Raw genomic sequence first — 20,842 nt, forward strand, 5'->3', positions numbered from 1 at the left:
AAAAAACATATGGTGCCCAGGAGAGGACTCGGTCACCCAAGCGCGACCCCGGCTGCGCTTGCAAGCGCAGCCTTTCGAGCCCTCGCGCAAAGCGCGCAGGCGCTTTGCTTCCTGGGCTTGAAATGAAAAAAAGGCCGGCTAGAAGCCGACCTTTTTAAAAAACAGATGGTGCCCAGGAGAGGACTCGAACCTCCACGATGTTGCCACCGCTAGGACCTGAACCTAGTGCGTCTACCAATTCCGCCACCTGGGCACGTTTCGCTTGCTGCGATGCGAAAGACCGCAATTATAGCTGGTCCCGAGTGGCTGTCAACACAATTTCATCGGAGCTCCCAAAATATTCAGTCGCGCTCGATCGCCCGCTCGCACCTCCTAAAACGTTGCGCGGCGAGGTTCCGGTGCCCGTGGCCCCGTATCGACGCGATCCATGGCTCGGACCGGCAATTCGGACCGCGAACTGTCGCATGTCGCGCTGCAGGGGATTCGCGTCGCGGGGAGGTCGCTGCCGGCCGCGGCCCTCTCGAACAAAGGCGAGTTCAAGATCCAGAACGACGATCGCTTTTCCCGTGCATTCCACTGGATCTTCGCGGTCGTGATCCCGTGCACGATGGTGGCCGGATGCTCGCTGCTCTTCATTACCAGCCGGATGTCTGGCGTTTCGTGTCGACACGCAACGGGTTGCTCGCGTGCCGCCTGAGCCGATGAAAGGGAGGGCTGGCGCGCGACTGCGTACGGTACGGCCGGCGGCGTCCGCCGGGCAAACGAAAAAGGTCGGCTTTCTCTGACCTTTTTGAATGCCGGAAGCACTTTGCTTCTTGGGCTGGAAATGAAAAAAGGCCGGCTAGAAGCCGACCTTTTAAAAAACCGATGGTGCCCAGGAGAGGACTCGAACCTCCACGATGTTGCCACCGCTAGGACCTGAACCTAGTGCGTCTACCAATTCCGCCACCTGGGCACGTTTTGCAGGAGCTGCTTGCTGCAAAGAAGCGAAATTATAGCGCCCCAATTATCCCTGTCAACACTTTTTTGCGATGCATCGCAAACCGGCCGTCGCCGCGCCTGCGGGCGGCATTCCCGACATTTGGCGACACGGGCGGGTGATAGAATGACCCGCCGCCGTCAATATAGAACTGTCAGACGGACACCTCTATGTTGATGCCGTGCACCATCAGTCAACGCAACGAGAACAATCATCGACAAACCCTTGAGCAAATATCCGTACCCCATTCCGAGCCGTGAAGAAATTCTCGGCGTGCTGCGTACGAGCGACGCGCCGCTAGCCGCCAACGACATCGCCGAAGCCCTGTCGATCAAGCGTCAGGAGCGCGAGGGGTTCTTCCGACGGGTCGCCGCGATGGAGCGCGATGGCCAGATCCGCCTCGACAAGCGCGGCCACTATCAGTTGACCCATCCGTCGAATTTCGTCGCGGGGCGTGTGCAGGGGCATCGCGACGGCTACGGGTTCGTGATCCGCGACGACGGCCAGGACGACCTGTTCCTCCCGAACGGCGAAATGCAGAAGGTGATGCACAACGATCGCGTCCTCGCGCGGATCGTCGGCTACGATCGCCGCGGCCGCCCGGAAGGGCATGTCGTCGAAGTCACCGAGCGCGCGAACAAGCGCGTGATCGGCCGCCTGCTGAACGAGAACGGTGCGCTGATCGTCGCGCCGGAAGACAAGCGTATCGGCCACGATATCCTGATCACGCAGAACGTGAAGAAGGCGAAGGTCGGGCAGGTCGTCGTCGTCGAGCTGACCGATTTCCCGAGCCGCCATTCGCAGCCGCTCGGCCGTGTCGTCGAGGTGCTCGGCGATATCGACGATCCGGGCATGGAAATCGAGATCGCGGTGCGCAAGTACGGCGTGCCGCACGAATTCAGTCAGCCGGCGCTCGACGAAGCCGCCGCGCTGCCCGACAAGGTGCGGCCGGCCGACCTGCGTTTCCGCGTCGACCTGCGCGACGTGCCGCTCGTGACGATCGACGGCGAGGACGCGCGCGACTTCGACGATGCCGTCTACTGCGAGCCGGTCAAGGTCGGCCGCGGCGACGGCTACCGGCTGATCGTCGCGATCGCCGACGTGTCGCACTACGTCCAGCCGGGCAGCGGCCTCGATGCCGACGCGCTGGAGCGCAGCACGTCGGTCTACTTCCCGCGCCGCGTGATCCCGATGCTGCCGGAGAAGCTGTCGAACGGGCTCTGTTCGCTGAACCCGCAGGTCGACCGCTGCGTGCTCGCATGCGACATGGTGATCACCGCGCGCGGCGAGATCAAGGCATACCAGTTCTATCCGGCCGTGATCCATTCGGCGGCGCGCCTCACGTACACCGAAGTCGCCGCCGTGCTGTCGAACACGAAGGGGCCGGAGGCCGCGCGCCGCGCGGATCTGCTGCCGCACCTGCAGGATCTGTACGGCGTCTACAAGTCGCTGTTCGCCGCACGTCAAAAGCGCGGCGCGATCGATTTCGACACGACCGAGACCTACATCGTCTGCAACTCGCAAGGCAAGATCGAGCAGATCGTGCCGCGCCAGCGCAACGACGCGCACAAGCTGATCGAGGAATGCATGCTGGCCGCGAACGTCTGCGCGGCCGATTTCCTGAAGCGCAACAAGCATCCGGGCCTGTACCGCGTGCACGCGGGGCCGACGCCGGAGAAGCTCGAGAACCTGCGTGCGTTCCTGCGCGGCATGGGCCTGTCGCTCGGCGGCGGCGACAAGCCGCACGCGAGCGACTACGCGGCGCTGATGGCGCAGATCCGCGACCGGCCGGACGCGCAGATGCTGCAGCCGATGCTGCTGCGCTCGATGCAGCAGGCCGTCTACAGCCCGGACAACATCGGCCACTTCGGTCTCGCATACGAGGCGTACGCGCACTTCACGAGCCCGATCCGCCGCTACCCGGACCTGCTCACGCATCGCGCGATCTACGCGATCCTGTCCGGCAAGAAGTACGTGCCGAAGGCGCCGGAAGGCTTCGAGCTGAACACCGCGCTGTCGCCGCGCGCCCGCGCGATGCAGCAGGCCGACGACGAGGCGCGCGGCCGCTCGCGTTCGAACACGGCAATCTGGGAGGAGCTCGGCCTGCACTGCTCGGCGAACGAGCGCCGTGCGGACGAGGCGTCGCGCGACGTCGAGGCGTGGCTCAAGTGCTACTTCATGCGCGACAAGCTCGGCGAGGAGTACGGCGGGATGGTGAACGGCGTGACGTCGTTCGGCATCTTCGTGCAGCTCGACACGCTGTTCATCGAAGGGCTCGTGCACGTGACGGAGCTCGGCTCCGACTACTTCCAGTACGACGAGATCAAGAACGAGCTGCGCGGCGAACGCACGGGTATCCGTTATCGCCTGTCGGACCGCGTGCGCGTGCAGGTGAGCCGCGTCGATCTCGACGCGCGCAAGATCGATTTCCGCCTCGTGCGCGATACGCCGGTGAAGGCGCCGCGTCCGTCGCCCGCACCGGCTGCCGGCGTCGATCGCAACGGCAGCGGCCCGCGCGTGCGTGCGCTGCCGCCGGTGGAGGACACCGTGCCGCGTGGCAAGAAGGCCGCGAGCGCGCCGAGTGTCGCGGTGAAGGAAGCGCGCGCCGCACGTGGCGCCGCGAAGAAGAAGGGCGGCGGTGGCGGCGGCGCGCCGGCGAAGCCGACCGCGAAGAAGGCCCGCGCCCGCAAGAAGTACTGAGCGTTCAGGGCGGCGTGTGCGCACGCCCTGCAGTATCGAAAGACGCCGCGTTATCGGCCATCGGCCGGCCACGCGGCGCTTTCCTTTTCCATGGATCGCGGCTGCGCGAATCGCGCGGCCGCCTGTTTGATCGAAGGTTGTTCCAGTCATGTCACGTCTGAAGGTTCTTTACGGTTTTCATGCGGTGACCGCACGTTTGCGGCACGATGCATCGACGGTGGCGGAGGTGCTGTACGACCAGACGCGCCGCGACCGCCGCATGCAGGAGTTCCTGCACGCCGCGAAGGAAGCGGGCGTGCGGCTGATCGCAGCCGACGAAACGCGCCTGTGGGGTCTCGCGCATACCGAGCGCCACCAGGGCGTCGTCGCACGCGTCGAGGACATGCCGCTCGCGCAGAACCTGTCCGAGCTGCTCGACGGCATCAACGGGCCTGCGCTGCTGCTCGTGCTCGACGGCGTCACCGATCCGCACAATCTCGGCGCCTGCCTGCGGGTCGCCGATTCGGCCGGCGCGCACGCGGTCATCGCGCCGCGCGATCGCGCGGTCGGCCTGAACGCGACTGCCGCCAAGGTGGCGAGCGGTGCAGCCGATACCGTGCCCTACATCACCGTGACGAACCTCGCCCGTGCGCTGCGCGAGCTGAAGGAAGCCGGCGTGTGGATCATCGGGACGTCGGACGAGGCGCCGGCGACGCTCTACGAAACGAAGCTCGACGGCCCGGTCGCGCTCGTGATGGGCGCGGAAGGCGAAGGCATGCGCCGGCTCACGCGCGACACCTGCGACGAAGTGATGAGCATCCCGATGGCCGGCAGCGTGGAAAGCCTGAACGTGTCGGTCGCGAGCGGCGTGTGCCTGTACGAAGCCGTGCGCCAGCGGCGCGTGAAGGGCTGAGCCCCGGGTCCGCCCGTCCCGCGCGCGATGCGCGGGCGTCGAATCACCCAAGCGACGCGTGCCCCGATGCAAGGCGGCACGCGGCTACCCGGAACCCGCGACCGATGACCCTGTTTCGTGCCGGCATCTCCTGCGCCGTGCTCGGCCTGCTGGCGGCCTGCACGTCGCCGTCGCTCGTCGAGCGCGGCACCTACTACGCCGACACGAGCCTGCACGCGCGCGGCGCCGATTCGCGGATTCGCTTTCTCGTGATGCACTACACCGAAAGCGACGAGACGAAATCCTTGCGCACGTTGACCGGCGATTCGGTCAGCGTGCACTACGTCGTTCCGCCGCGGCCGCCCACCGAGCGCGGGATGCCCGTCGTCCACCAACTCGTTCCGGAAGCGCGGCGTGCATGGCACGCGGGCGTCAGCGAGTGGCAGGGCACGACCGAGCTGAACGCGGTGTCGATCGGCATCGAGAACGTGAACCGCGGCCCGCTCGACCCGCAGCAGCGCACCTGGCAGCCGTATCCACCCGAACAGGTCGACGCGCTGATCCGCCTGTCGAAGGACATCGTCGCGCGCTACGGGATTGCGCCGACGCGCGTGGTCGGGCACAGCGACATCGCGCCGCAACGCAAGATCGATCCCGGGCCGCTGTTCCCGTGGCATGCGCTCGCGCAAGCAGGCATCGGCGCGTGGCCGGACGACGCCACCGTTGCCGCGCGGCTCGGCGGCCGCGACCCGCACGCGCCGGTCGACGTGCGCGAACTGCAGCTCAAGCTCGCGCGCTACGGCTACGACGTGCCGACCGACGGCGTGCTCGACACGCGCACGCGGCGCGTGTTCGCGGCGTTCCAGATGCATTTCCGGCCGTCCGACTACGCGGGCGACCCGGACGCGGAAAGCGACGCGATCGCGCAGGCGCTGCTCGACAAGTACTTCCCCGGCGCGCAAACGGCGGTTCCCGCTCCGGTGGCCGACACGCGCTGAATGCGCGGCGCATTGCACGCCGAAAAACGCGGGGGCGTCCGCCGACTCCGGTAAACTGGCGGTTTTCAGCAATCCCGCAGCATTACCACGCCATGACTCAAGACGAACTCAAACGCCTCGTCGGCCAGGCCGCCGCCGATTACGTGATCCAGAACGTGCCGGAAGGCGCCGTGATCGGTGTCGGCACCGGCTCGACCGCCAACTGCTTCATCGACGCGCTCGCGGCCGTCAAGTCGCGCTATCGCGGCGCCGTGTCGAGCTCGGTCGCCACGACCGAACGCCTGAAATCGCACGGCATCAAGGTGTTCGACCTGAACGAGATCGACTCGCTGCAGGTGTACGTCGACGGCGCCGACGAGATCGACGCCGGCGGCGCGATGATCAAGGGCGGCGGCGGCGCGCTGACGCGTGAGAAGATCGTCGCGTCGGTGGCCGACACGTTCGTCTGCATTGCGGACGCGAGCAAGCGCGTGCCGGTGCTCGGCGCGTTCCCGCTGCCGATCGAGGTCGTACCGATGGCGCGCACGGCGATCGGCCGGCGCGTGACCGCGCTCGGCGGCGTGCCCGTGCTGCGCGTGACGAAGGACGGCGCACCCTACATCACCGACAACGGCAACGAGATCATCGACGTGAAGGGCCTGCAGATCGCCGATCCGCGCGGTTTCGAGGCACAGGTGAACGCATGGCCGGGCGTCGTGACGGTCGGCCTGTTCGCGGAGCGCGGCGCGAATCTGTGCTTGCTCGGCACGGAAAACGGCGTTGAAACGATCGCTTATCCGGCTGGCTGAAACTGAATGAGAAGCAGTCCGTAACGGCGCGGTATCGGTCGTCACGGATTGCATAGTTAAATCTTGTGGAAACCGGGGTCCGGCAGGCGCGGCGCGCTTCCCGGGCTTTTTTTTTAGCCGTATAAATCACCTCGTTCAAAAGAGGGATAACCCTGTCAGGTGTTTACCAGATAGCGAAATATCGTCGAACTCATCAACTTATAGATCATAAGAACAGAGTAGTAACCAGGGCCGGCGGAACTGCGGAGCAGGTGTTCGCAAATCGACGCACGGGGAGGTGTCATGGAGCAGGGCAAAGACCGGTCACTGGTCGCCAAAGTGATGGATGGGCTTGTCGCGGGTATCGTCGAGGACAAGTACGGCGGCATCTTGCCGCCGCAGGACGTGCTGTCGAAAGAGTTCGACGTGAGCCGCACGGTGATGCGGGAGGCGTTGTCGATGTTGCTTGCGCGCGACATGCTCGACGTGCGTCCGAAAGTCGGGACGCGCGTGCGGCCGATGCGCGACTGGCGGATGATCGACGAAGACGTCGTGAGCTGGCGATTTCGGGCAAAGCCCGATCCGCAGTTCATGCGCGACGTCATCGAATTCCGGATGCTGATCGAACCACGCGCGACCGCGCAGGCGGCCGTGCGTGCGACGGCCGCCGACATCGCGGGCATTCGCGAAGCGTTCGATGCGTTCAAGGTGCTGCAGCCGGGCGATTCCGGCTACGACACGGCGGACGAGTTGCTGCATACGCGGATCGTCCAGGCAAGCGGCAACCAGTTCTTCCAGCAGATGGCGGCGATCGTGCGCGGGGCGGTGCGTCTCGTGAATCCGCGCGTCGTGCAGAAGGAAGGCGCGCACGACATCGCGGTGAAGGCGCATGCGCGCGTCGTCGACGCGATCGAGCGGCGCGACCCGCGAGAAGCCGAAGCAGCGTCCCTCGCGCTGATCGATTTCAGCGCGGACGAGATTTCGCGCGATTTCTCGGTCGACGTGCCGGTGCGGGCCTGACGGCGCGCGTGTCGTCCATCCGTGTGCCGCGGGGCCGTTTATCATGACGGCCGGCCGGCAGCGTGCCGGCAACCGCCATACGACCGACACGGAAGATCAGGATGAACGACAACGACCATCGCCCGGTGCGCTTCGGCATCGTCGGCGCAGGCAGCATCGCGCGCCGCTTCGCGCAAAGCCTCGCGCACGTGCCGGGCGCCACGCTCGCCGGCGCCTGGGCCCGCCGCGCCGACGCAACGGCCGCCTTCTGCGAGACATGCGGCGGCACGCCTGCCGCGAGCCTCGACGCGCTCCTCGCGAGCGATATCGACGCGGTCTACATCGCGACGCTCCATGACAGTCATGCGCAGTACACGCTGGCCGCACTGGCTGCCGGCAAGGCGGTGCTGTGCGAGAAACCCGCCGCGCTGAACGCCGCGCAACTCGACACGGTGCTGCACGCGGCGCGCGCTGCCGGGCGGCTCTTCATGGAGGCGATGAAGCCGCCATTCTTTCCGCTGTACCGTCAGTTGCGTGCGCACCTGCGTGACGATCCGATCGGCGAGATCCGGCTCGTGCGGGCGGGCTGCGCATCGTCGTCGGTGCCGGAGGCGCATTCCGTCTATCGGCTCGATCGCGCGGGCGGCGCGCTGCTCGACATCGGCATCTACGAGGCGTTCCTTGCCGTCGACTGGCTCGGCGCGGCGCGCGACGTGCAGACGCTCGGACGCGTCGGCGCGACGGGCGTCGACCTGTTCGCGAGCCTGAACAGCGTGCATGAGAACGGCGGGATCGCACAGCTCTTTTGCGGTCTCGACGTGATGGGGCGCGGCGACGCGCTGATCGCCGCGGCGGGCGGCCACGTGACGATACACGAGAAGTGGTGGAACCCCGCGCGTGCGACGATCCGCTACGCGGACGGGCGCACCGTCGAGCTCGATGCGCCGGTCGACGGCGGCGGGCTGAACTACGAAACCGAGCACTTCTGCGATCTGCTGCGTGCGGGCGAGACCGAAAGCCCGATCATGACGCACGACCATTCGCGGCGGATGATCGCGATGACGGATGCGGCGCGCGCCGTGCTCGGCGTGCGCTATTCGGGCGAATAGACGGGAAGACGGGAAAGCGGGCGTCGGGCCGGCGAGCGCCGGCCCGGTGCAACCGCGTGGCTCAGTGCCGCGACGGCAGCGACAGGCGCTTTTCGTACCAGCGCTGCACCCATTCGAGGATCTGGCACAGGATCCAGTACACGGCCGCGGCGGCGAGATAGAGCGGCAGCGGCTGATAGGTCGCGGCGATCACTTCCTGCGCGCTGCGCAGCAGTTCGGTCACGGTGATCACGGACACGAGCGACGTGTCCTTGATCAGGCTGATCAGGCTGTTCGACAGGCTCGGCACCGCGATGCGCAGCGCCTGCGGGCCGATCACGTAGCGCAGCGTCTGCCCCCACGACAGCCCCAGGCTGTACGCGGCGAGCCACTGGCCGCGCGCGATCCCGTTGATCGCGCCGCGCATGCTTTCCGACATGTAGGCCGCGACGTTCGCGGAGAGCGCGATGACGCCGGCCGGCGTCGGATCGAGCGAGATGCCGAGGCTCGGCAACCCGTAATAGATGACGAAGATCTGCACGAGCAGCGGCGTGCCGCGCATCAGGCTCACGTACGCGCGCGCCAGCCACGCGAGCGCGTTGACCCAGATGCGCTCGAAGCCGTCGAGCGCTTCGCTCTGCCGGATGCCCATCATCGCGAGCACGACGGCGCCAAGCAGGCCGAACACCATCGACAGCACGGCGAACTTGACGGTCAGCACGGCACCCTGGGCGAGCACCGGCAGCGATTGGACGAGCAGGGACGTTGTCGACATGGAATACGAAGCGAATGCGTGCGCGAAAGCGCAATCATAAACCGGACCGATAAAACAAAGGGCGGCATCGTTGCGGATGCCGCCCTTTCCGGCCCGCCGTCAGGCGGGAAATGCAGGCGTGCTTACTTGAGCGGTTTCGTCACGTCGATGCCGAACCACTTGTCGGAGATCTTCGTGAACGTGCCGTCGGCTTCGAGTTGCGCCATCGCGTCGTCGATCGCCTTCTGGAACTTCGGGTTGCCCTTCTTGAACGGGATGCCCGACGGGTTCGCCGAACCGACGTTCGCGCCCGGGCGCAGCGGCAGCTGCGAATTCTTCGTCAGGTACGCGAGCATCAGGCGGTCGTTGAGCGCCGCGTCGAGGCGCCCGGCCGCGAGATCGCGCAGGTACTCGGGCGCGCCCGGGTACGTCTTCACGTCGATGCCCGGCACCGATTTCGCCATGTCCATGTAGTTCGTGCCGAGCGCGACGCCGAGCTTCTTGCCCTTCAGGTCTTCCAGCGACTTGAACGCGCGCGTGTCGTCCTTGCGCTGGATCAGCTGCGCGGACGAGTACGTGTATGCGGGCGAGAAGTCGAGCGTTTCCTTGCGCTTGTCGGTGATGCCGACCTGGTTGACGATCACGTCGAACTTGCCGGCCTGCAGGCCCGCGATGATGCCGCTCCATTCGGTCGTCACGAATTCGGCCTTCAGCCGAGCTTCGCCGCGACGGCCTTCGCGATGTCGACGTCGAAGCCGACGAGGTCGCCTTGCGGGCTCTTCGAGTTGAACGGCGGGAACGTGCCTTCGAGGCCGACGCGCAGCGTGCCGCGTTGTTTGACCTGGTCGAGGAGGTCGGCCGCATGCGCGGTTGCCGCGGCGAACGACATGCCGATCGCGCCGGCAACCAGCAGCTTCTTCAACAGCGGAAATTTCATCGTGTGTGTCCTTGCCCTGGTGGGGTCAATGGTTTTCGTCATACGGCGATGATAGCAAAAATGCTATCGATAGCTAAATATACTTTGCTTATGGCTATATTACGCGCCGCGTTCGCTGGCGATCGCCTTCACGCATTCCGACACGAGCGCCGGGCCGCGATAAATGAAGCCGGTATAGAGCTGGACGAGCGCCGCGCCGGCCGCCAGCTTCGCACGGGCATCCTCGCCCGAGAAAATGCCGCCGACGCCGATGATCGGCACGTCGTTGCCGACTTCCGCATGCAGCTTGCGGATCACTTCGTTCGATGCGTCGAACACCGGGCGGCCCGACAGGCCGCCGGCTTCGTCCGCATGCGGCAGGCCCTGGACGGCCGCGCGCGACAGCGTCGTATTGGTGGCGATGACCGCTTCGATCTTGTGGCGCAGCAGCGTGTCGCCGATTTCCTTGACCTGTTCGTCGTCGAGATCGGGCGCGATCTTCAGTGCGAGCGGAACGAGCTTGCCGTGCAGGTCGGCGAGGCGCTGCTGCTTGTCCTTCAGCGCGGCGAGCAGCGCGTCGAGCTCGCCCGCGCCCTGCAACTGGCGCAGGTTCTTCGTGTTCGGCGACGAGATGTTGATCGTCACGTAGCTCGCGAACGGATACACGCGCTCGAGGCAGTACAGGTAATCCTCGGCCGCGCGCTCGATCGGCGTGTCGGCGTTCTTGCCGATGTTCAGGCCGAGGACGCCGCGATAGCGGGCGGCCTGGACGTTCTTCACGAACTGGTCGACGCCGTGGTTGTTGAAGCCCATCCGGTTGATCAGCGCTTCCGCCTGCGGCAGCCGGAACATCCGCGGGCGCGGATTGCCGGGCTGCGGGCGCGGCGTGACCGTGCCGACCTCGATGAAGCCGAAGCCGAGCGCCGCGAGGCCGTCGATGGCCGCGCCGTCCTTGTCGAGGCCGGCCGCGAGGCCGACCGGGTTGCGGAACGTGAGCCCCATCACGGTACGCGGCGCGTCGGGCACGCGCGCCGACAGCGCGCAGGCGAGGCCCGTACGGCCGGCCGCGCCGAGCGCGCGCAGCGTAAGGTGGTGAGCGTCTTCCGCATCCATCTTGAACAGGGATGCGCGGGCCAGCGGGTAGAGGGAACTGAACACGGGAATGGGGCGGACGGCCGGAATGAATGACAACCCGCTATTTTACCGGGAGTTGCGCGGCACGGGCGCGCTTCGCTTCGTAGCCGCCGCGACGCGCGTCAGCTCGACCCGGAATGCCCGCCCGGCAACGGCGCGCGCGCGAGCGCCGCGTCGACGGGCGGCAGGTCGACCCGTTCCGGATCGAGCGTCTTCCAGCGGCCGTCGATCAGCCCTTCGAGCGGATGGAAGTTCGCCTTGTAGGCCATCTTCGGGCTCTCGCGGATCCAGTAGCCGAGGTACACGTAGGGCAGCCCGAGGCTCTTCGCCTGCTCGATCTGCCACAGGATGTTGTAGGTGCCGTAGCTCGTGTGCCGGTCGTCGGGCTCGAAGAACGTATAGACCGACGACAGGCCGTCGCCGAGGATGTCGATCATGCTGACCATCCGCAGCTTGCCGGGTTCGCCGCCCGGCGCGTCGAGGTCGCGGAATTCGACGAGGCGCGAGTTGATCCGGCTTTGCAGCAGGAACTGTTCGTACTGGTCGCGGCTGTCGCGGTCCATGCCGCCGCCCGCATGGCGCGCGGACTGGTAGCGCATGTAGAGCGCGTAGTGTTCTTCGTCGTAGTGCAGCGGCGACACCGTCGCGACCAGCGCGCGATGCCGTTTCCACATCCGGCGCTGCGTGCGCGTCGGCGCGAACGCGGCGACCGGCACGCGCACCGGCACGCATGCGCGGCAGCCGTCGCAGTACGGGCGGTACGTGAACACGCCCGAGCGGCGGAAGCCGGCCTTCACGAGCTCGGTGTAGATGTCGGAATTGATCAGGTGGCTCGGCGTCGCGACTTGCGAGCGCGCGATGCGGCCGTCCAGATAACTGCACGGATAGGGCGCCGTTGCATAGAATTGCAGCGCCGAAAGCGGTGAAAGCGGCAGCTCAGTCGGATGAGTCATGGGCAGCTCTCGATGCAGGGAAGGAGTGCCGCGCTAGCGCTCGGTCCCGGTGGGCGCCGCCGTTTCGGCGGGGCTCGTCAGCGCGGCGAGCACGCGCTTGTCGAAGTGCCACGGAATCGGCGGTTCGGCTACCGCGCGGCGCACGTGAGCGACAAAGGCCTTGCGTGCGATCTCGCGGCCGCCGAGCGACGCTAGATGCGACGTATTCTGCTGGCAGTCTATCATTTCCAGCCCGTGCTCGCGAAGGTGCGCGACGAGCGCGGCCAGCGCGATTTTCGACGCGTCGGTCACGTCCGCATACATCGACTCGCCGAAAAACATCCGGCCGAACGACACGCCGTACAGGCCGCCGACGCGGCGCCCGTCGTGCCACGTCTCGATGCTGTGCGCGTTGCCGGAGCGGTAGAGCGACGTATAGGCGTCGATGATCTCGGCGGTGATCCAGGTGCCGCGCTGCCCGCGGCGCGGCGCCTGCGCGCAGGCGCGCATCACGCCGGGAAAGTCGTGATCGACGCGCACTTCCCATTGAGGCTCGCGCAGCACGCGCTTGAGCGTCTTGCGCAGCGAAGGCGACACCTTGAATTCGGCCGGCACGAGGATCATGCGCGGGTCGGGGCTCCACCACAGCACCGGCTGGCCGTCCGAGTACCACGGGAAGATGCCGCGCAGGTAGGCGTCGATGAGGCGCGACGGCAGCAGGTCGGCGCTCGCGGCGAGCAGCCCGGGCGCACCCGTCGCGGGGCCGAGCGCGCGCTCGATGGGCGGGAACGGATCGTCCGGGCCGAGCCAGGGAACCATGGGGCGCGGCTCAGCCGTTGCGCAGCGAGCGGAAGATATCGCCGGTGTGCACGCCGTAGTCGCCGGCGGCGCGATCGGCGAAGAAGAACCGCAGGGTCTGGCTGACGGTCGGGAACGCGATCTCGTCCCACGGGATGTCCGCTTCGTCGAACAGTTTCACCTCGAGGCTTTCCTCGCCGGCTTCGAAGCCCGGGTCGGTGAGTCGTGCGAGGTAGAACAGGTGGACCTGGTGCACGTGCGGCACGTTGAGCAGCGTGAACAGGTTCTGCACCTCGACGCGCGCGCCGGCCTCCTCGAGGGTTTCGCGCGCGGCGGCTTCCGCGGTCGTTTCGCCCATTTCCATGAAACCGGCCGGCAGCGTCCAGAATCCGTAGCGCGGTTCGATCGCGCGGCGGCACAGCAGGATCTGGTCGCCCCAGACCGGCACCGTGCCGACGACGTTGCGCGGATTCTGATAGTGGATCGTGCCGCAGTGATCGCAGACGAAGCGCTCACGATTGTCGCCCGGAGGAATGCGCGCGAGGACTTCGTGACCGCAGACGGAGCAGAATTTCATGTCGAGTGGAAGGGACGAGGTGATGCGAGTGTATCACCGGGCCGCGGCATTCTTGAACGCCTGCGCATGCGGCGGCGTGTCGTGCGAAACGGCGGGTGCGCAAGCGAAGGGCGCGCGGCGCCCGGACGCGCAAAAACAAAAAGCCCGACGCGAGGCCGGGCTTTCTGCGAAATTCTGGACGGTTGGTTGCGGGGGTAGGATTTGAACCTACGACCTTCGGGTTATGAGCCCGACGAGCTGCCAGACTGCTCCACCCCGCGTCCGTCGAAGAATTGAATTATAGGGGCTATCCCGAATGCGTGCAAGTGTTTTGTGACAATCGCATGGCGAGCGCTGGTGGGGCCGGTACGGGCAGGCACGTGCGCTAGAATCGAGCGGTTTGTGTCGTCATCCCGGCAGCGGCCCGGCGCGATCGCATCGGCGCCGTTGCGGCTCTCCTTACTGCATCGACGGATTCATGGACATCGCTCACGATCTGCAATCGATCGGCGCGCAGGAACAGGCGCTCGTGTTTCCCCATTTCGACCCGGCTCGCGCATGGGCGCTCGGCAACCGGATGCATGCGCTCGCGACGTCGCGCGGTCATGCGATCGCGATCGACATCGTCACGTTCGGCCAGCCGCTGTTTTACGCGGCGCTCGCCGGAGCCACGCCTGACAACGCCGACTGGGTGCGCCGCAAGCGCAACGTCGTCGCGCATTTTCGCCGCAGCTCGTACGCGATCGGCCTGCGCATGCAGCAGGCCGGCGCGACGCTCGCGGACAAGCACGGATTGCCGGTCGCCGAGTATGCGTCGCACGGCGGCTCGTTTCCGCTGACCGTCGCCGGCGCCGGCGTGATCGGCTCGATCACCGCGTCCGGGCTGCCGCAGCGCGCGGATCACGAGTTCGTCGTCGAGGCGCTGTGCGCCGAGCTCGGCCACGACTACGCGGTACTGGCCCTCGCAAGGAGCTGAGCGATGCAATTGCCCGGCTACGCATGGCTCGCGATCGCGATCGTCGCGGAAGTGATCGGCACGTCCGCGCTGCGCGCGGCGGACGGTTTCACGCGCTTGTGGCCGTCGGTGCTCGTCGTCGCCGGTTACGGCGTTGCGTTCTACTGCCTGTCGCTCACGTTGCGCACGATGCCGGTCGGCATCATCTATGCAGTCTGGTCGGGCGCCGGCATCGTGCTGATCACGCTCGTCGCGATGCTGCTCTATCGTCAGGTGCCGGACGTGCCGGCGGTGATCGGCCTCGGGCTGATCATCGCGGGTGTCGTGGTGCTGAACCTGTTCTCGAAGATGCAGGCGCACTGAGCGTGCGACTGCCGTTTGCCGGACGACCTTCATGACCGACTCCACTTCCGCCGCCGTTTCCGCCGAATCCGCCCAGCCCGACGTGCGCGCGTATGTCGCGAACCGCATCGGCTTTCTCGAACTGAACCGGCCGAAGGCGCTGAACGCGCTGTCGGTCGGCATGATCCGGCTGATGCAGCAGGCGCTCGACGCGTGGCGCGACGATCCCGACGTCGTCGCGGTCGTCGTGCACAGCCCGCATCCGCGCGCGTTCTGCGCGGGCGGCGACGTGCGCTTCTTCCACGACGCGTGGCAGCGCGGCGACCGCGACGCGGTCGACACGTTCTTCATCGAGGAATACACGCTGAACCATGCGATCTTCACGTATCCGAAGCCGTACATCGCGCTGATGCACGGTGTCGTGATGGGCGGCGGCATGGGGATCTCGCAGGCGGCGCGGCACACGGGCGGCCTGCGCGTCGTGACCGATTCGACGAAGATGGCGATGCCCGAAACGCGCATCGGCCTGTTCCCGGACGTCGGGATGAGCTGGTTTCTCGCGCGTACGCCCGGCGCGATCGGCCGCTATCTCGCGGTGACGGGCGCGACGCTCGACGCGGCCGGCGCGCTGTACGCGCAACTCGCCGACGTCTATCTGCCCGATGCCGCGCTGCCGGCGCTGCTCGACACGCTGCGCGGCGCGCGCATCGACAGCGGCGCGCAGGCCGTCGCGTGCGTGACCGACGCGGCTGCCGCGCACAAGGTCGTGCCGACGCCCGACACGTCGGCGCTTGCCGATGCGCGCGCCGGGATCGACCGGCATTTCGCGCAACCCGACCTCGACGCGATCCTCGCGTCGCTCGACGCCGAGCCCGATTGCGCGGCGGTGGACGGGTGGGTCGAGAAGGCGACCCATGCGATGCGCGAGCAGTTGTCGCCGCTGTCGATGGCCGTGTCGCTCCAAGTCGTCGAACGCGCGCGCGGCGCGACGATGGCCGATTGCCTGCGGCGCGATCTCGACCTCACGCGCTCGACCTTCGCGCACGGCGACGTGATCGAAGGCGTGCGCGCGCTGATCGTCGACAAGGATCATCAGCCGGTGTGGCGCTTCAAGTCGGCCGCCGACGTCGCGCGCGCCGACGTGCTCGCGATGTTCGACAGTCCGTGGACGCCCGACACGCATCCGCTGCGCAAGCTGAAGGACTGACGCCGATCGGGCTGGCCCGCGCGGCCGACCGGCGCGCGACACGGAAACGCAAAGGCCGCGTGCAGATGCACGCGGCCTTTTTCATGGAAGTCGGCTGGTCGCGAAGGACGCGTCGCGCGCGCCGGCGTTATTCGTCGCCCGCGTCGTCCGACATGAACGCGCGCATGAACACGAGCGCGCCGAAGCCCCACACCGCATTCGCCGCGAAGCCGGCCGCGAGCACGGGCAGCATGTTGCCCGACGGCCAGATGCCGCGCAGCGGATCGATCGCGAACACGCGGGCGGCCGTCAGCACGATACCGCCGAACACCAGCGCGCCGATCCACGATGCTTCGCGCTCGGGCGAGACGCGCAACAGCCACGCCATCGGAATCGCGCAGCACGCGCTGATCAGTGCGTTCGCGACAAATTCAGGAATGCCGAGCGGCGCGAACGGTTGTGTCGAGAAACCGGTTGCGGCGATCAGGTCGGCCGTGTGGAGAAGGGCGAGCGTGGCCTCGCGGAAGAACAGGGCGGCCAGGAAGCCGGACAGGAAGGGCAGGATGACTTTCTGCATCGATGAGTGCACCGCAGGCGCGCACGGCCGGGGCCGGGCGCGCGGAGTTATTCGGATAGGTGCGCCATTATAGGGCCCGGCCGCGGCGATATTCGCTCCAGCGTCGTGCTAATCACGAAAGCGGAAAACCTAAGCTCAAAAAAATCGTTCCAAAGCCTGGTACCGATCCCTAGACTGATTTCCCAGAAACAGCCGTGCGATCGCGTCCTCGTCCGCTGCACGGCGTGACCGGCGAGCCATCCCGATTCGAATGCACACCATGCATGCGTCGCTCATCCGCGACGCGAGCAGGGCGATGTTTTTTTCAAATTTCGGCAGTGACAGTCAAGCAGGAGCAGCAGATGAATGTGTTCTGGTTTATCCCCACGCATGGCGACAGCCGCTATCTCGGCACGGCCGAAGGCGCGCGCGCCGCGGACTACGATTACTTCAAGCAGGTCGCCGTGGCGGCGGACACGCTCGGCTACGACGGCGTGCTGCTGCCGACCGGCCGCTCCTGCGAGGATGCGTGGGTCGTCGCGTCGAGCCTGATTCCCGCGACGCAGCGCCTGAAGTTCCTGGTCGCCGTGCGCCCCGGCATCGCTTCGCCGGGGCTCGCCGCGCGGATGGCCGCGACGTTCGACCGCCTGTCGGGCGGCCGCCTGCTGATCAACGTCGTCACGGGCGGCGATGCGGCCGAGCTGGAAGGCGATGGCCTCTTCGCCGATCACGACACGCGCTACGAGATTACCGACGATTTCCTGAACATCTGGCGCGGGCTGCTTGCCGCGTCGCACGACAACGGCGGGTTCGACTACATCGGCAAGCACCTGCAGTCGAAAGGCGGCAAGGCGCTTTACCCGCCCGTGCAGCGCCCGCATCCGCCGCTGTGGTTCGGCGGCTCGTCGCCGGCCGCTCACGCGATCGCCGCCGATCACATCGATACCTACCTGACCTGGGGCGAGCCGCCCGAGGCCGTCGCGAAGAAGATCGCCGACATCCGTGCACGTGCCGACGCGCGCGGCCGCAAGATCAAGTTCGGCATCCGCCTGCACGTGATCGTGCGCGAGACCGAGGACGAAGCATGGCGTGACGCCGAGCGGCTGATCAGCCGGCTCGACGACGACACGATCGCACGTGCGCAGAAGGCGTTCGCGAACATGGATTCGGAAGGCCAGCGCCGGATGGCCGCGCTGCACGGCGGCAAGCGAGGCGGCCGCGAGGCGCTCGAGGTCTATCCGAACCTGTGGGCCGGCGTGGGGCTCGTGCGCGGCGGCGCCGGCACGGCGCTCGTCGGCAATCCCGAGCAGGTCGCGGAACGCATGCGCGAATACGCGGAGCTCGGCATCGAGACGTTCATCCTGTCCGGCTATCCGCACCTCGAGGAGTCGTATCGCTTCGCCGAGCTCGTGTTCCCGCTGATCAAGGGCAAGGGCGTGGAGAGAGCGGCCGGCCCGCTGTCGGGGCCGTTCGGCGAGATCGTCGGCAACAACTATCTGCCGAAGACGAGCCAGAGCTGAGCGACGGAGGCCTGCGATGACAACGAAAACCTCGACGACGGGCGTCGCCGTGGCCGCCCGCGCGTGGCGCGGCGTCGCGCCGTGGCTCGTGCCGCTCGCGTTGCTGGTGGTATGGGAAGTCGGTGCGCGCACCGGCTGGCTGTCGACCCGCGTGCTGCCCGAGCCGGTGGCGGTCGTGCGCGCGGCGTGGTCGCTCGTGACGTCGGGCGAAATGTGGGCGAACGTGAAAGTGAGTACGTGGCGCGCGCTGTTCGGCTTCGCGATCGGCGGCGGCGTCGGCCTCGCGCTGGGGCTCGCGACCGGGCTGTCGAAAGCGGCCGAGGTCGCGCTCGACTCGACGATCCAGATGATCCGCAACATTCCGGCGCTCGCGATGATTCCGCTCGTGATCCTGTGGTTCGGCATCGACGAGAAGGCGAAACTGTTCCTCGTCGCGCTCGGCGTGTTCTTCCCCGTCTACATCAATACGTATCACGGGATCCGCTCGGTCGACGCGAACCTGATCGAGATGGCGAAGAGCTACGGCGTGCGCGGCTTCGCGCTGTACCGCGACGTGATCCTGCCCGGCGCGTTGCCGTCGATCCTCGTCGGCGTGCGTTTCGCGCTCGGGCTGATGTGGGTGATGCTGATCGTCGCGGAAACGATCTCCGCGCAGTCGGGCATCGGCTACATGACGATGAACGCGCGTGAATTCCTGCAAACCGACGTGGTGGTGGTCGGCATCCTGCTGTACGCGGTGCTCGGCAAGCTGGCCGATGTGCTGGCGAAATCGATCGAGCGCGTGACGCTGCGCTGGCACCCCGCCTATCAATCAGGAGCAAAGGCATGAATGCGACGACTTCGGCGGCCGCCTACGGCCCGCTCGCCGGCGCAGACCTCGAGGCCGAGCTCGCGCAGGCCCGCGTCGCGGATGGCGACGCGCGCGATGCGGCGATCCTCGAACGCGACGGCAGCGCATCGGTCGTGCCGCTGGCACGGCGGCGCCCGGGCAGCCCGGCTCCCGACGACGCGGTCACGCTGTCGGGCGTCAGCAAGCGCTTCGGCGCCCGCACGGTGCTCGACAACGTCGAGCTCGGCATTGCGCGCGGCAGCTTCGTCGCGATCGTCGGCCGCAGCGGCTGCGGGAAATCGACGCTGCTGCGTCTCGTCGCGGGGCTCGAGCAACCGAGCAGCGGCGCGCTCGTGACGCGCGGCGAGGGCGGCGGCGCGCTCGATACGCGGATCATGTACCAGGATGCGCGCCTGCTGCCGTGGAAGACCGTGCTGCAGAACGTGATGCTGGGGCTCGGCCGCGGCGCGCGCGACCAGGCCCGCGCGGTGCTCGACGAAGTCGGGCTGCTGGAACGCGCGAACGACTGGCCCGCGCAACTGTCGGGCGGCCAGCGGCAGCGCGTCGCACTGGCACGCGCTCTCGTGCACCGGCCACAACTGCTGCTGCTCGACGAGCCGCTCGGCGCGCTGGACGCGCTTACCCGCATCGAGATGCATGCGCTGATCGAGCGCCTGTGGCGCGAACACCGGTTCACCGCGCTGCTCGTCACGCACGACGTGCAGGAGGCCGTCGCGCTCGGCGACCGCATCCTGTTGATCGAGCAGGGGCGGGTGGCGCTCGACCAGTCGGTGCCGCTCGACCGGCCGCGCGCCCGCGCGTCGGCCGCCTTCGCGGCGCTGGAGGACCGCGTGCTGAAACGCGTGCTCGCCGGCGGCCCCGGCGCGGGCGAGCACGACGCGGCGCATGAAGCAGACAAGGTTCGACCGGTCGGGCAGATCCGCTGGGCCGTTTAATTCCGGGCGGCTTCGGCCGCCCGTTCTGAGACTTTTTTCTTCGGAGCGATCATCCCGATGAGCATCACTGCAATCAACGTACGTAACCAGTTCAAGGGCAAGGTCAAGGAGATCATCCGCGGTTCCGTGGTCTCCGAAGTCGACGTCGAGACGCCGTTCGGCATCGTCACGTCGGTGATCACCACCCGTTCGGTGGACGAACTCGAACTGAAGGTCGGCGCCGAAGTCGTCGCGCTCGTGAAGTCGACGGAAGTCTCGATCGCGCGTCTCTGAGCGCGCGGGTCGCGCCTCGGTGCGGCGCCGCCGGGCAGCGTGCCCGCCGGCGCCGCATTGCATTTCGCGCGGCGCGTTTGCCACGGTATTCGGCTTCCGGGCGAAGTGCTAGGATGGAACGACACCGATGCCGGAGGCCAACGCATGACCCCCATCCTTTCCCCCGAAGCCATCGAGGCGCTGAAATGGATCGACCAGTTCGGCGACAGCCGGCCGGTTCCCGCCGCGTTCGACGACGTCGTCTACGCGTTGCTGAATGACGGGCTGATCTATCAGGCGACGGCCGACCGGGTCGATCTGACGGCCGATGGCCGGTCGTTTTTGTCCGACGAATACGATTGAGCGCGCGGCGCCGGCCGCGCGGGCGGCTTGGCGCGGCATCACCACGGAGCGTGCGATGGAACCGAGAGGGAGCGACCTCGGCGATTTCAGCGAGCCGTACCGCGGCTTCGAGATCGAGGTGAAGACCGAGCAGGTCTGGGACGGCGAGCGGGCGCACTATCGCGTGCTGCAGGGCGATGCCGTGCGGATCGACTGGCGGCTGGTCAAGATCGACGGGATGCTGCTCACCGAACGGCGCGTGATCGAGCGCGTGTTCGACGAGGCGCGCCGCGCGGTCGATGCTGAATTGGGCGGCCGGTAGTGCGCGTGTCGGGCGGGCAGGGCCGGTCTTGCGGTAAAATGTCGGGTTGTTCCGTGCCGTCTGGCCTGTACCCGAATTCCATGTCCGTTC

Annotated in this window: 22 protein-coding genes, 3 tRNA genes and 1 pseudogene; 16 read left to right on the forward strand and 10 right to left on the reverse strand. The window is 67.2% G+C overall.

From position 1 onward, the window contains the following. Window positions 1-166 precede the first annotated feature (166 nt). A tRNA-Leu gene (locus CFB35_RS07635) sits at window positions 167-253 on the reverse strand. A gap of 174 nt (window positions 254-427) precedes the next feature. On the opposite strand from CFB35_RS07635, the gene CFB35_RS07640 reads away from it, so the two are divergent. Then, window positions 428-697 carry a hypothetical protein gene (locus CFB35_RS07640; protein WP_059575694.1) on the forward strand — a complete coding sequence of 90 codons (270 nt, stop codon included), beginning with the start codon at window positions 428-430 and terminating at the stop codon, window positions 695-697. Window positions 698-868: 171 nt separating this feature from the next. On the opposite strand, the gene CFB35_RS07645 is transcribed toward CFB35_RS07640, so the two are convergent. Further along, a tRNA-Leu gene (locus tag CFB35_RS07645) sits at window positions 869-955 on the reverse strand. Window positions 956-1,204: 249 nt separating this feature from the next. Here CFB35_RS07645 and rnr point away from each other — a divergent pair. The 6 genes from rnr (at window position 1,205) to CFB35_RS07675 (ending at window position 8,423) form a co-directional block, all read left to right on the forward strand. Beyond that, window positions 1,205-3,679 (forward strand): ribonuclease R, encoded by a 2,475-nt coding sequence (rnr, locus tag CFB35_RS07650; RefSeq protein ID WP_059584327.1) that lies wholly within the window; start codon window positions 1,205-1,207, stop codon window positions 3,677-3,679. 148 nt (window positions 3,680-3,827) lie between these two features. Next, window positions 3,828-4,571 (forward strand): 23S rRNA (guanosine(2251)-2'-O)-methyltransferase RlmB, encoded by a 744-nt coding sequence (gene rlmB, locus CFB35_RS07655; RefSeq protein WP_006484150.1) that lies wholly within the window; start codon window positions 3,828-3,830, stop codon window positions 4,569-4,571. Window positions 4,572-4,675: 104 nt separating this feature from the next. Beyond that, window positions 4,676-5,548: an N-acetylmuramoyl-L-alanine amidase gene (locus tag CFB35_RS07660; RefSeq protein WP_059584325.1), complete on the forward strand. Its 873-nt coding sequence runs from the start codon at window positions 4,676-4,678 to the stop codon at window positions 5,546-5,548. A 92-nt stretch (window positions 5,549-5,640) separates the two neighbouring features. Continuing rightward, window positions 5,641-6,336: a ribose-5-phosphate isomerase RpiA gene (gene rpiA, locus CFB35_RS07665; protein WP_059584323.1), complete on the forward strand. Its 696-nt coding sequence runs from the start codon at window positions 5,641-5,643 to the stop codon at window positions 6,334-6,336. 282 nt (window positions 6,337-6,618) lie between these two features. Beyond that, complete coding sequence (locus CFB35_RS07670; RefSeq protein WP_059584322.1) at window positions 6,619-7,335, forward strand: FadR/GntR family transcriptional regulator; 717 nt, start codon at window positions 6,619-6,621, stop codon at window positions 7,333-7,335. Window positions 7,336-7,436: 101 nt separating this feature from the next. Beyond that, window positions 7,437-8,423 (forward strand): Gfo/Idh/MocA family protein, encoded by a 987-nt coding sequence (locus CFB35_RS07675; protein WP_059584320.1) that lies wholly within the window; start codon window positions 7,437-7,439, stop codon window positions 8,421-8,423. Window positions 8,424-8,484: 61 nt separating this feature from the next. On the opposite strand, the gene CFB35_RS07680 is transcribed toward CFB35_RS07675, so the two are convergent. From CFB35_RS07680 to CFB35_RS07710, 7 genes and pseudogenes are all read right to left on the reverse strand, one after another. Beyond that, on the reverse strand, window positions 8,485-9,177 hold the full coding sequence (locus CFB35_RS07680) for an amino acid ABC transporter permease (RefSeq protein ID WP_006484207.1): 693 nt from the start codon (window positions 9,175-9,177) through the stop codon (window positions 8,485-8,487). Window positions 9,178-9,299: 122 nt separating this feature from the next. Continuing rightward, a pseudogene (locus CFB35_RS07685) lies at window positions 9,300-10,093 on the reverse strand (cystine ABC transporter substrate-binding protein). 99 nt (window positions 10,094-10,192) lie between these two features. After that, window positions 10,193-11,230, reverse strand: coding sequence for a quinone-dependent dihydroorotate dehydrogenase (locus CFB35_RS07690; RefSeq protein ID WP_063892440.1), 1,038 nt, complete (start codon window positions 11,228-11,230; stop codon window positions 10,193-10,195). A gap of 98 nt (window positions 11,231-11,328) precedes the next feature. Then, window positions 11,329-12,159, reverse strand: coding sequence for an arginyltransferase (locus CFB35_RS07695; protein WP_059584315.1), 831 nt, complete (start codon window positions 12,157-12,159; stop codon window positions 11,329-11,331). Between the two features lie 33 nt (window positions 12,160-12,192). Beyond that, window positions 12,193-12,957, reverse strand: coding sequence for a leucyl/phenylalanyl-tRNA--protein transferase (aat, locus tag CFB35_RS07700; RefSeq protein WP_059584314.1), 765 nt, complete (start codon window positions 12,955-12,957; stop codon window positions 12,193-12,195). Between the two features lie 10 nt (window positions 12,958-12,967). Next, window positions 12,968-13,513, reverse strand: a complete 546-nt coding sequence (locus CFB35_RS07705) for an NUDIX hydrolase (RefSeq protein ID WP_006476111.1) — start codon at window positions 13,511-13,513, stop codon at window positions 12,968-12,970. Window positions 13,514-13,696: 183 nt separating this feature from the next. Then, window positions 13,697-13,773: transfer RNA gene (locus CFB35_RS07710), tRNA-Met, on the reverse strand. Between the two features lie 197 nt (window positions 13,774-13,970). Here CFB35_RS07710 and CFB35_RS07715 point away from each other — a divergent pair. From CFB35_RS07715 to CFB35_RS07725, 3 genes are read left to right on the forward strand one after another with little or no spacing between them, the layout of a single operon-like run. Then, window positions 13,971-14,468 carry a heme-degrading domain-containing protein gene (locus CFB35_RS07715; RefSeq protein WP_006476110.1) on the forward strand — a complete coding sequence of 166 codons (498 nt, stop codon included), beginning with the start codon at window positions 13,971-13,973 and terminating at the stop codon, window positions 14,466-14,468. A gap of 9 nt (window positions 14,469-14,477) precedes the next feature. After that, window positions 14,478-14,810: a multidrug efflux SMR transporter gene (locus tag CFB35_RS07720; protein WP_371090929.1), complete on the forward strand. Its 333-nt coding sequence runs from the start codon at window positions 14,478-14,480 to the stop codon at window positions 14,808-14,810. Window positions 14,811-14,841: 31 nt separating this feature from the next. Further along, window positions 14,842-15,996: an enoyl-CoA hydratase/isomerase family protein gene (locus tag CFB35_RS07725; RefSeq protein WP_059584312.1), complete on the forward strand. Its 1,155-nt coding sequence runs from the start codon at window positions 14,842-14,844 to the stop codon at window positions 15,994-15,996. Between the two features lie 127 nt (window positions 15,997-16,123). Here the strand turns inward: CFB35_RS07725 and CFB35_RS07730 are convergent, their stop codons facing one another. Further along, window positions 16,124-16,552, reverse strand: coding sequence for a hypothetical protein (locus tag CFB35_RS07730; protein WP_059584310.1), 429 nt, complete (start codon window positions 16,550-16,552; stop codon window positions 16,124-16,126). Window positions 16,553-16,893: 341 nt separating this feature from the next. On the opposite strand from CFB35_RS07730, the gene ssuD reads away from it, so the two are divergent. The 6 genes from ssuD (at window position 16,894) to CFB35_RS07760 (ending at window position 20,752) form a co-directional block, all read left to right on the forward strand. Further along, complete coding sequence (gene ssuD / locus CFB35_RS07735) at window positions 16,894-18,051, forward strand: FMNH2-dependent alkanesulfonate monooxygenase (protein WP_059584309.1); 1,158 nt, start codon at window positions 16,894-16,896, stop codon at window positions 18,049-18,051. A 16-nt stretch (window positions 18,052-18,067) separates the two neighbouring features. Continuing rightward, window positions 18,068-18,880, forward strand: a complete 813-nt coding sequence (gene ssuC, locus CFB35_RS07740; protein ID WP_059584307.1) for an aliphatic sulfonate ABC transporter permease SsuC — start codon at window positions 18,068-18,070, stop codon at window positions 18,878-18,880. Then, on the forward strand, window positions 18,877-19,836 hold the full coding sequence (locus CFB35_RS07745) for an ATP-binding cassette domain-containing protein (RefSeq protein ID WP_059584305.1): 960 nt from the start codon (window positions 18,877-18,879) through the stop codon (window positions 19,834-19,836). Before ssuC ends, CFB35_RS07745 begins: the two co-directional genes overlap by 4 nt. Before the next feature lie 57 nt (window positions 19,837-19,893). Continuing rightward, window positions 19,894-20,109: a molybdopterin-binding protein gene (locus CFB35_RS07750; RefSeq protein ID WP_006476104.1), complete on the forward strand. Its 216-nt coding sequence runs from the start codon at window positions 19,894-19,896 to the stop codon at window positions 20,107-20,109. Window positions 20,110-20,253: 144 nt separating this feature from the next. Next, entirely contained in the window at window positions 20,254-20,451 is a 198-nt protein-coding gene (locus CFB35_RS07755) for a hypothetical protein (RefSeq protein ID WP_006484168.1), read from the forward strand. A gap of 55 nt (window positions 20,452-20,506) precedes the next feature. Further along, window positions 20,507-20,752, forward strand: a complete 246-nt coding sequence (locus CFB35_RS07760; protein WP_059584304.1) for a hypothetical protein — start codon at window positions 20,507-20,509, stop codon at window positions 20,750-20,752. Window positions 20,753-20,842 lie beyond the last annotated feature (90 nt).

Source organism: Burkholderia sp. AU16482, assembly GCF_002223285.1.
GTDB lineage: Bacteria > Pseudomonadota > Gammaproteobacteria > Burkholderiales > Burkholderiaceae > Burkholderia > Burkholderia semiarida.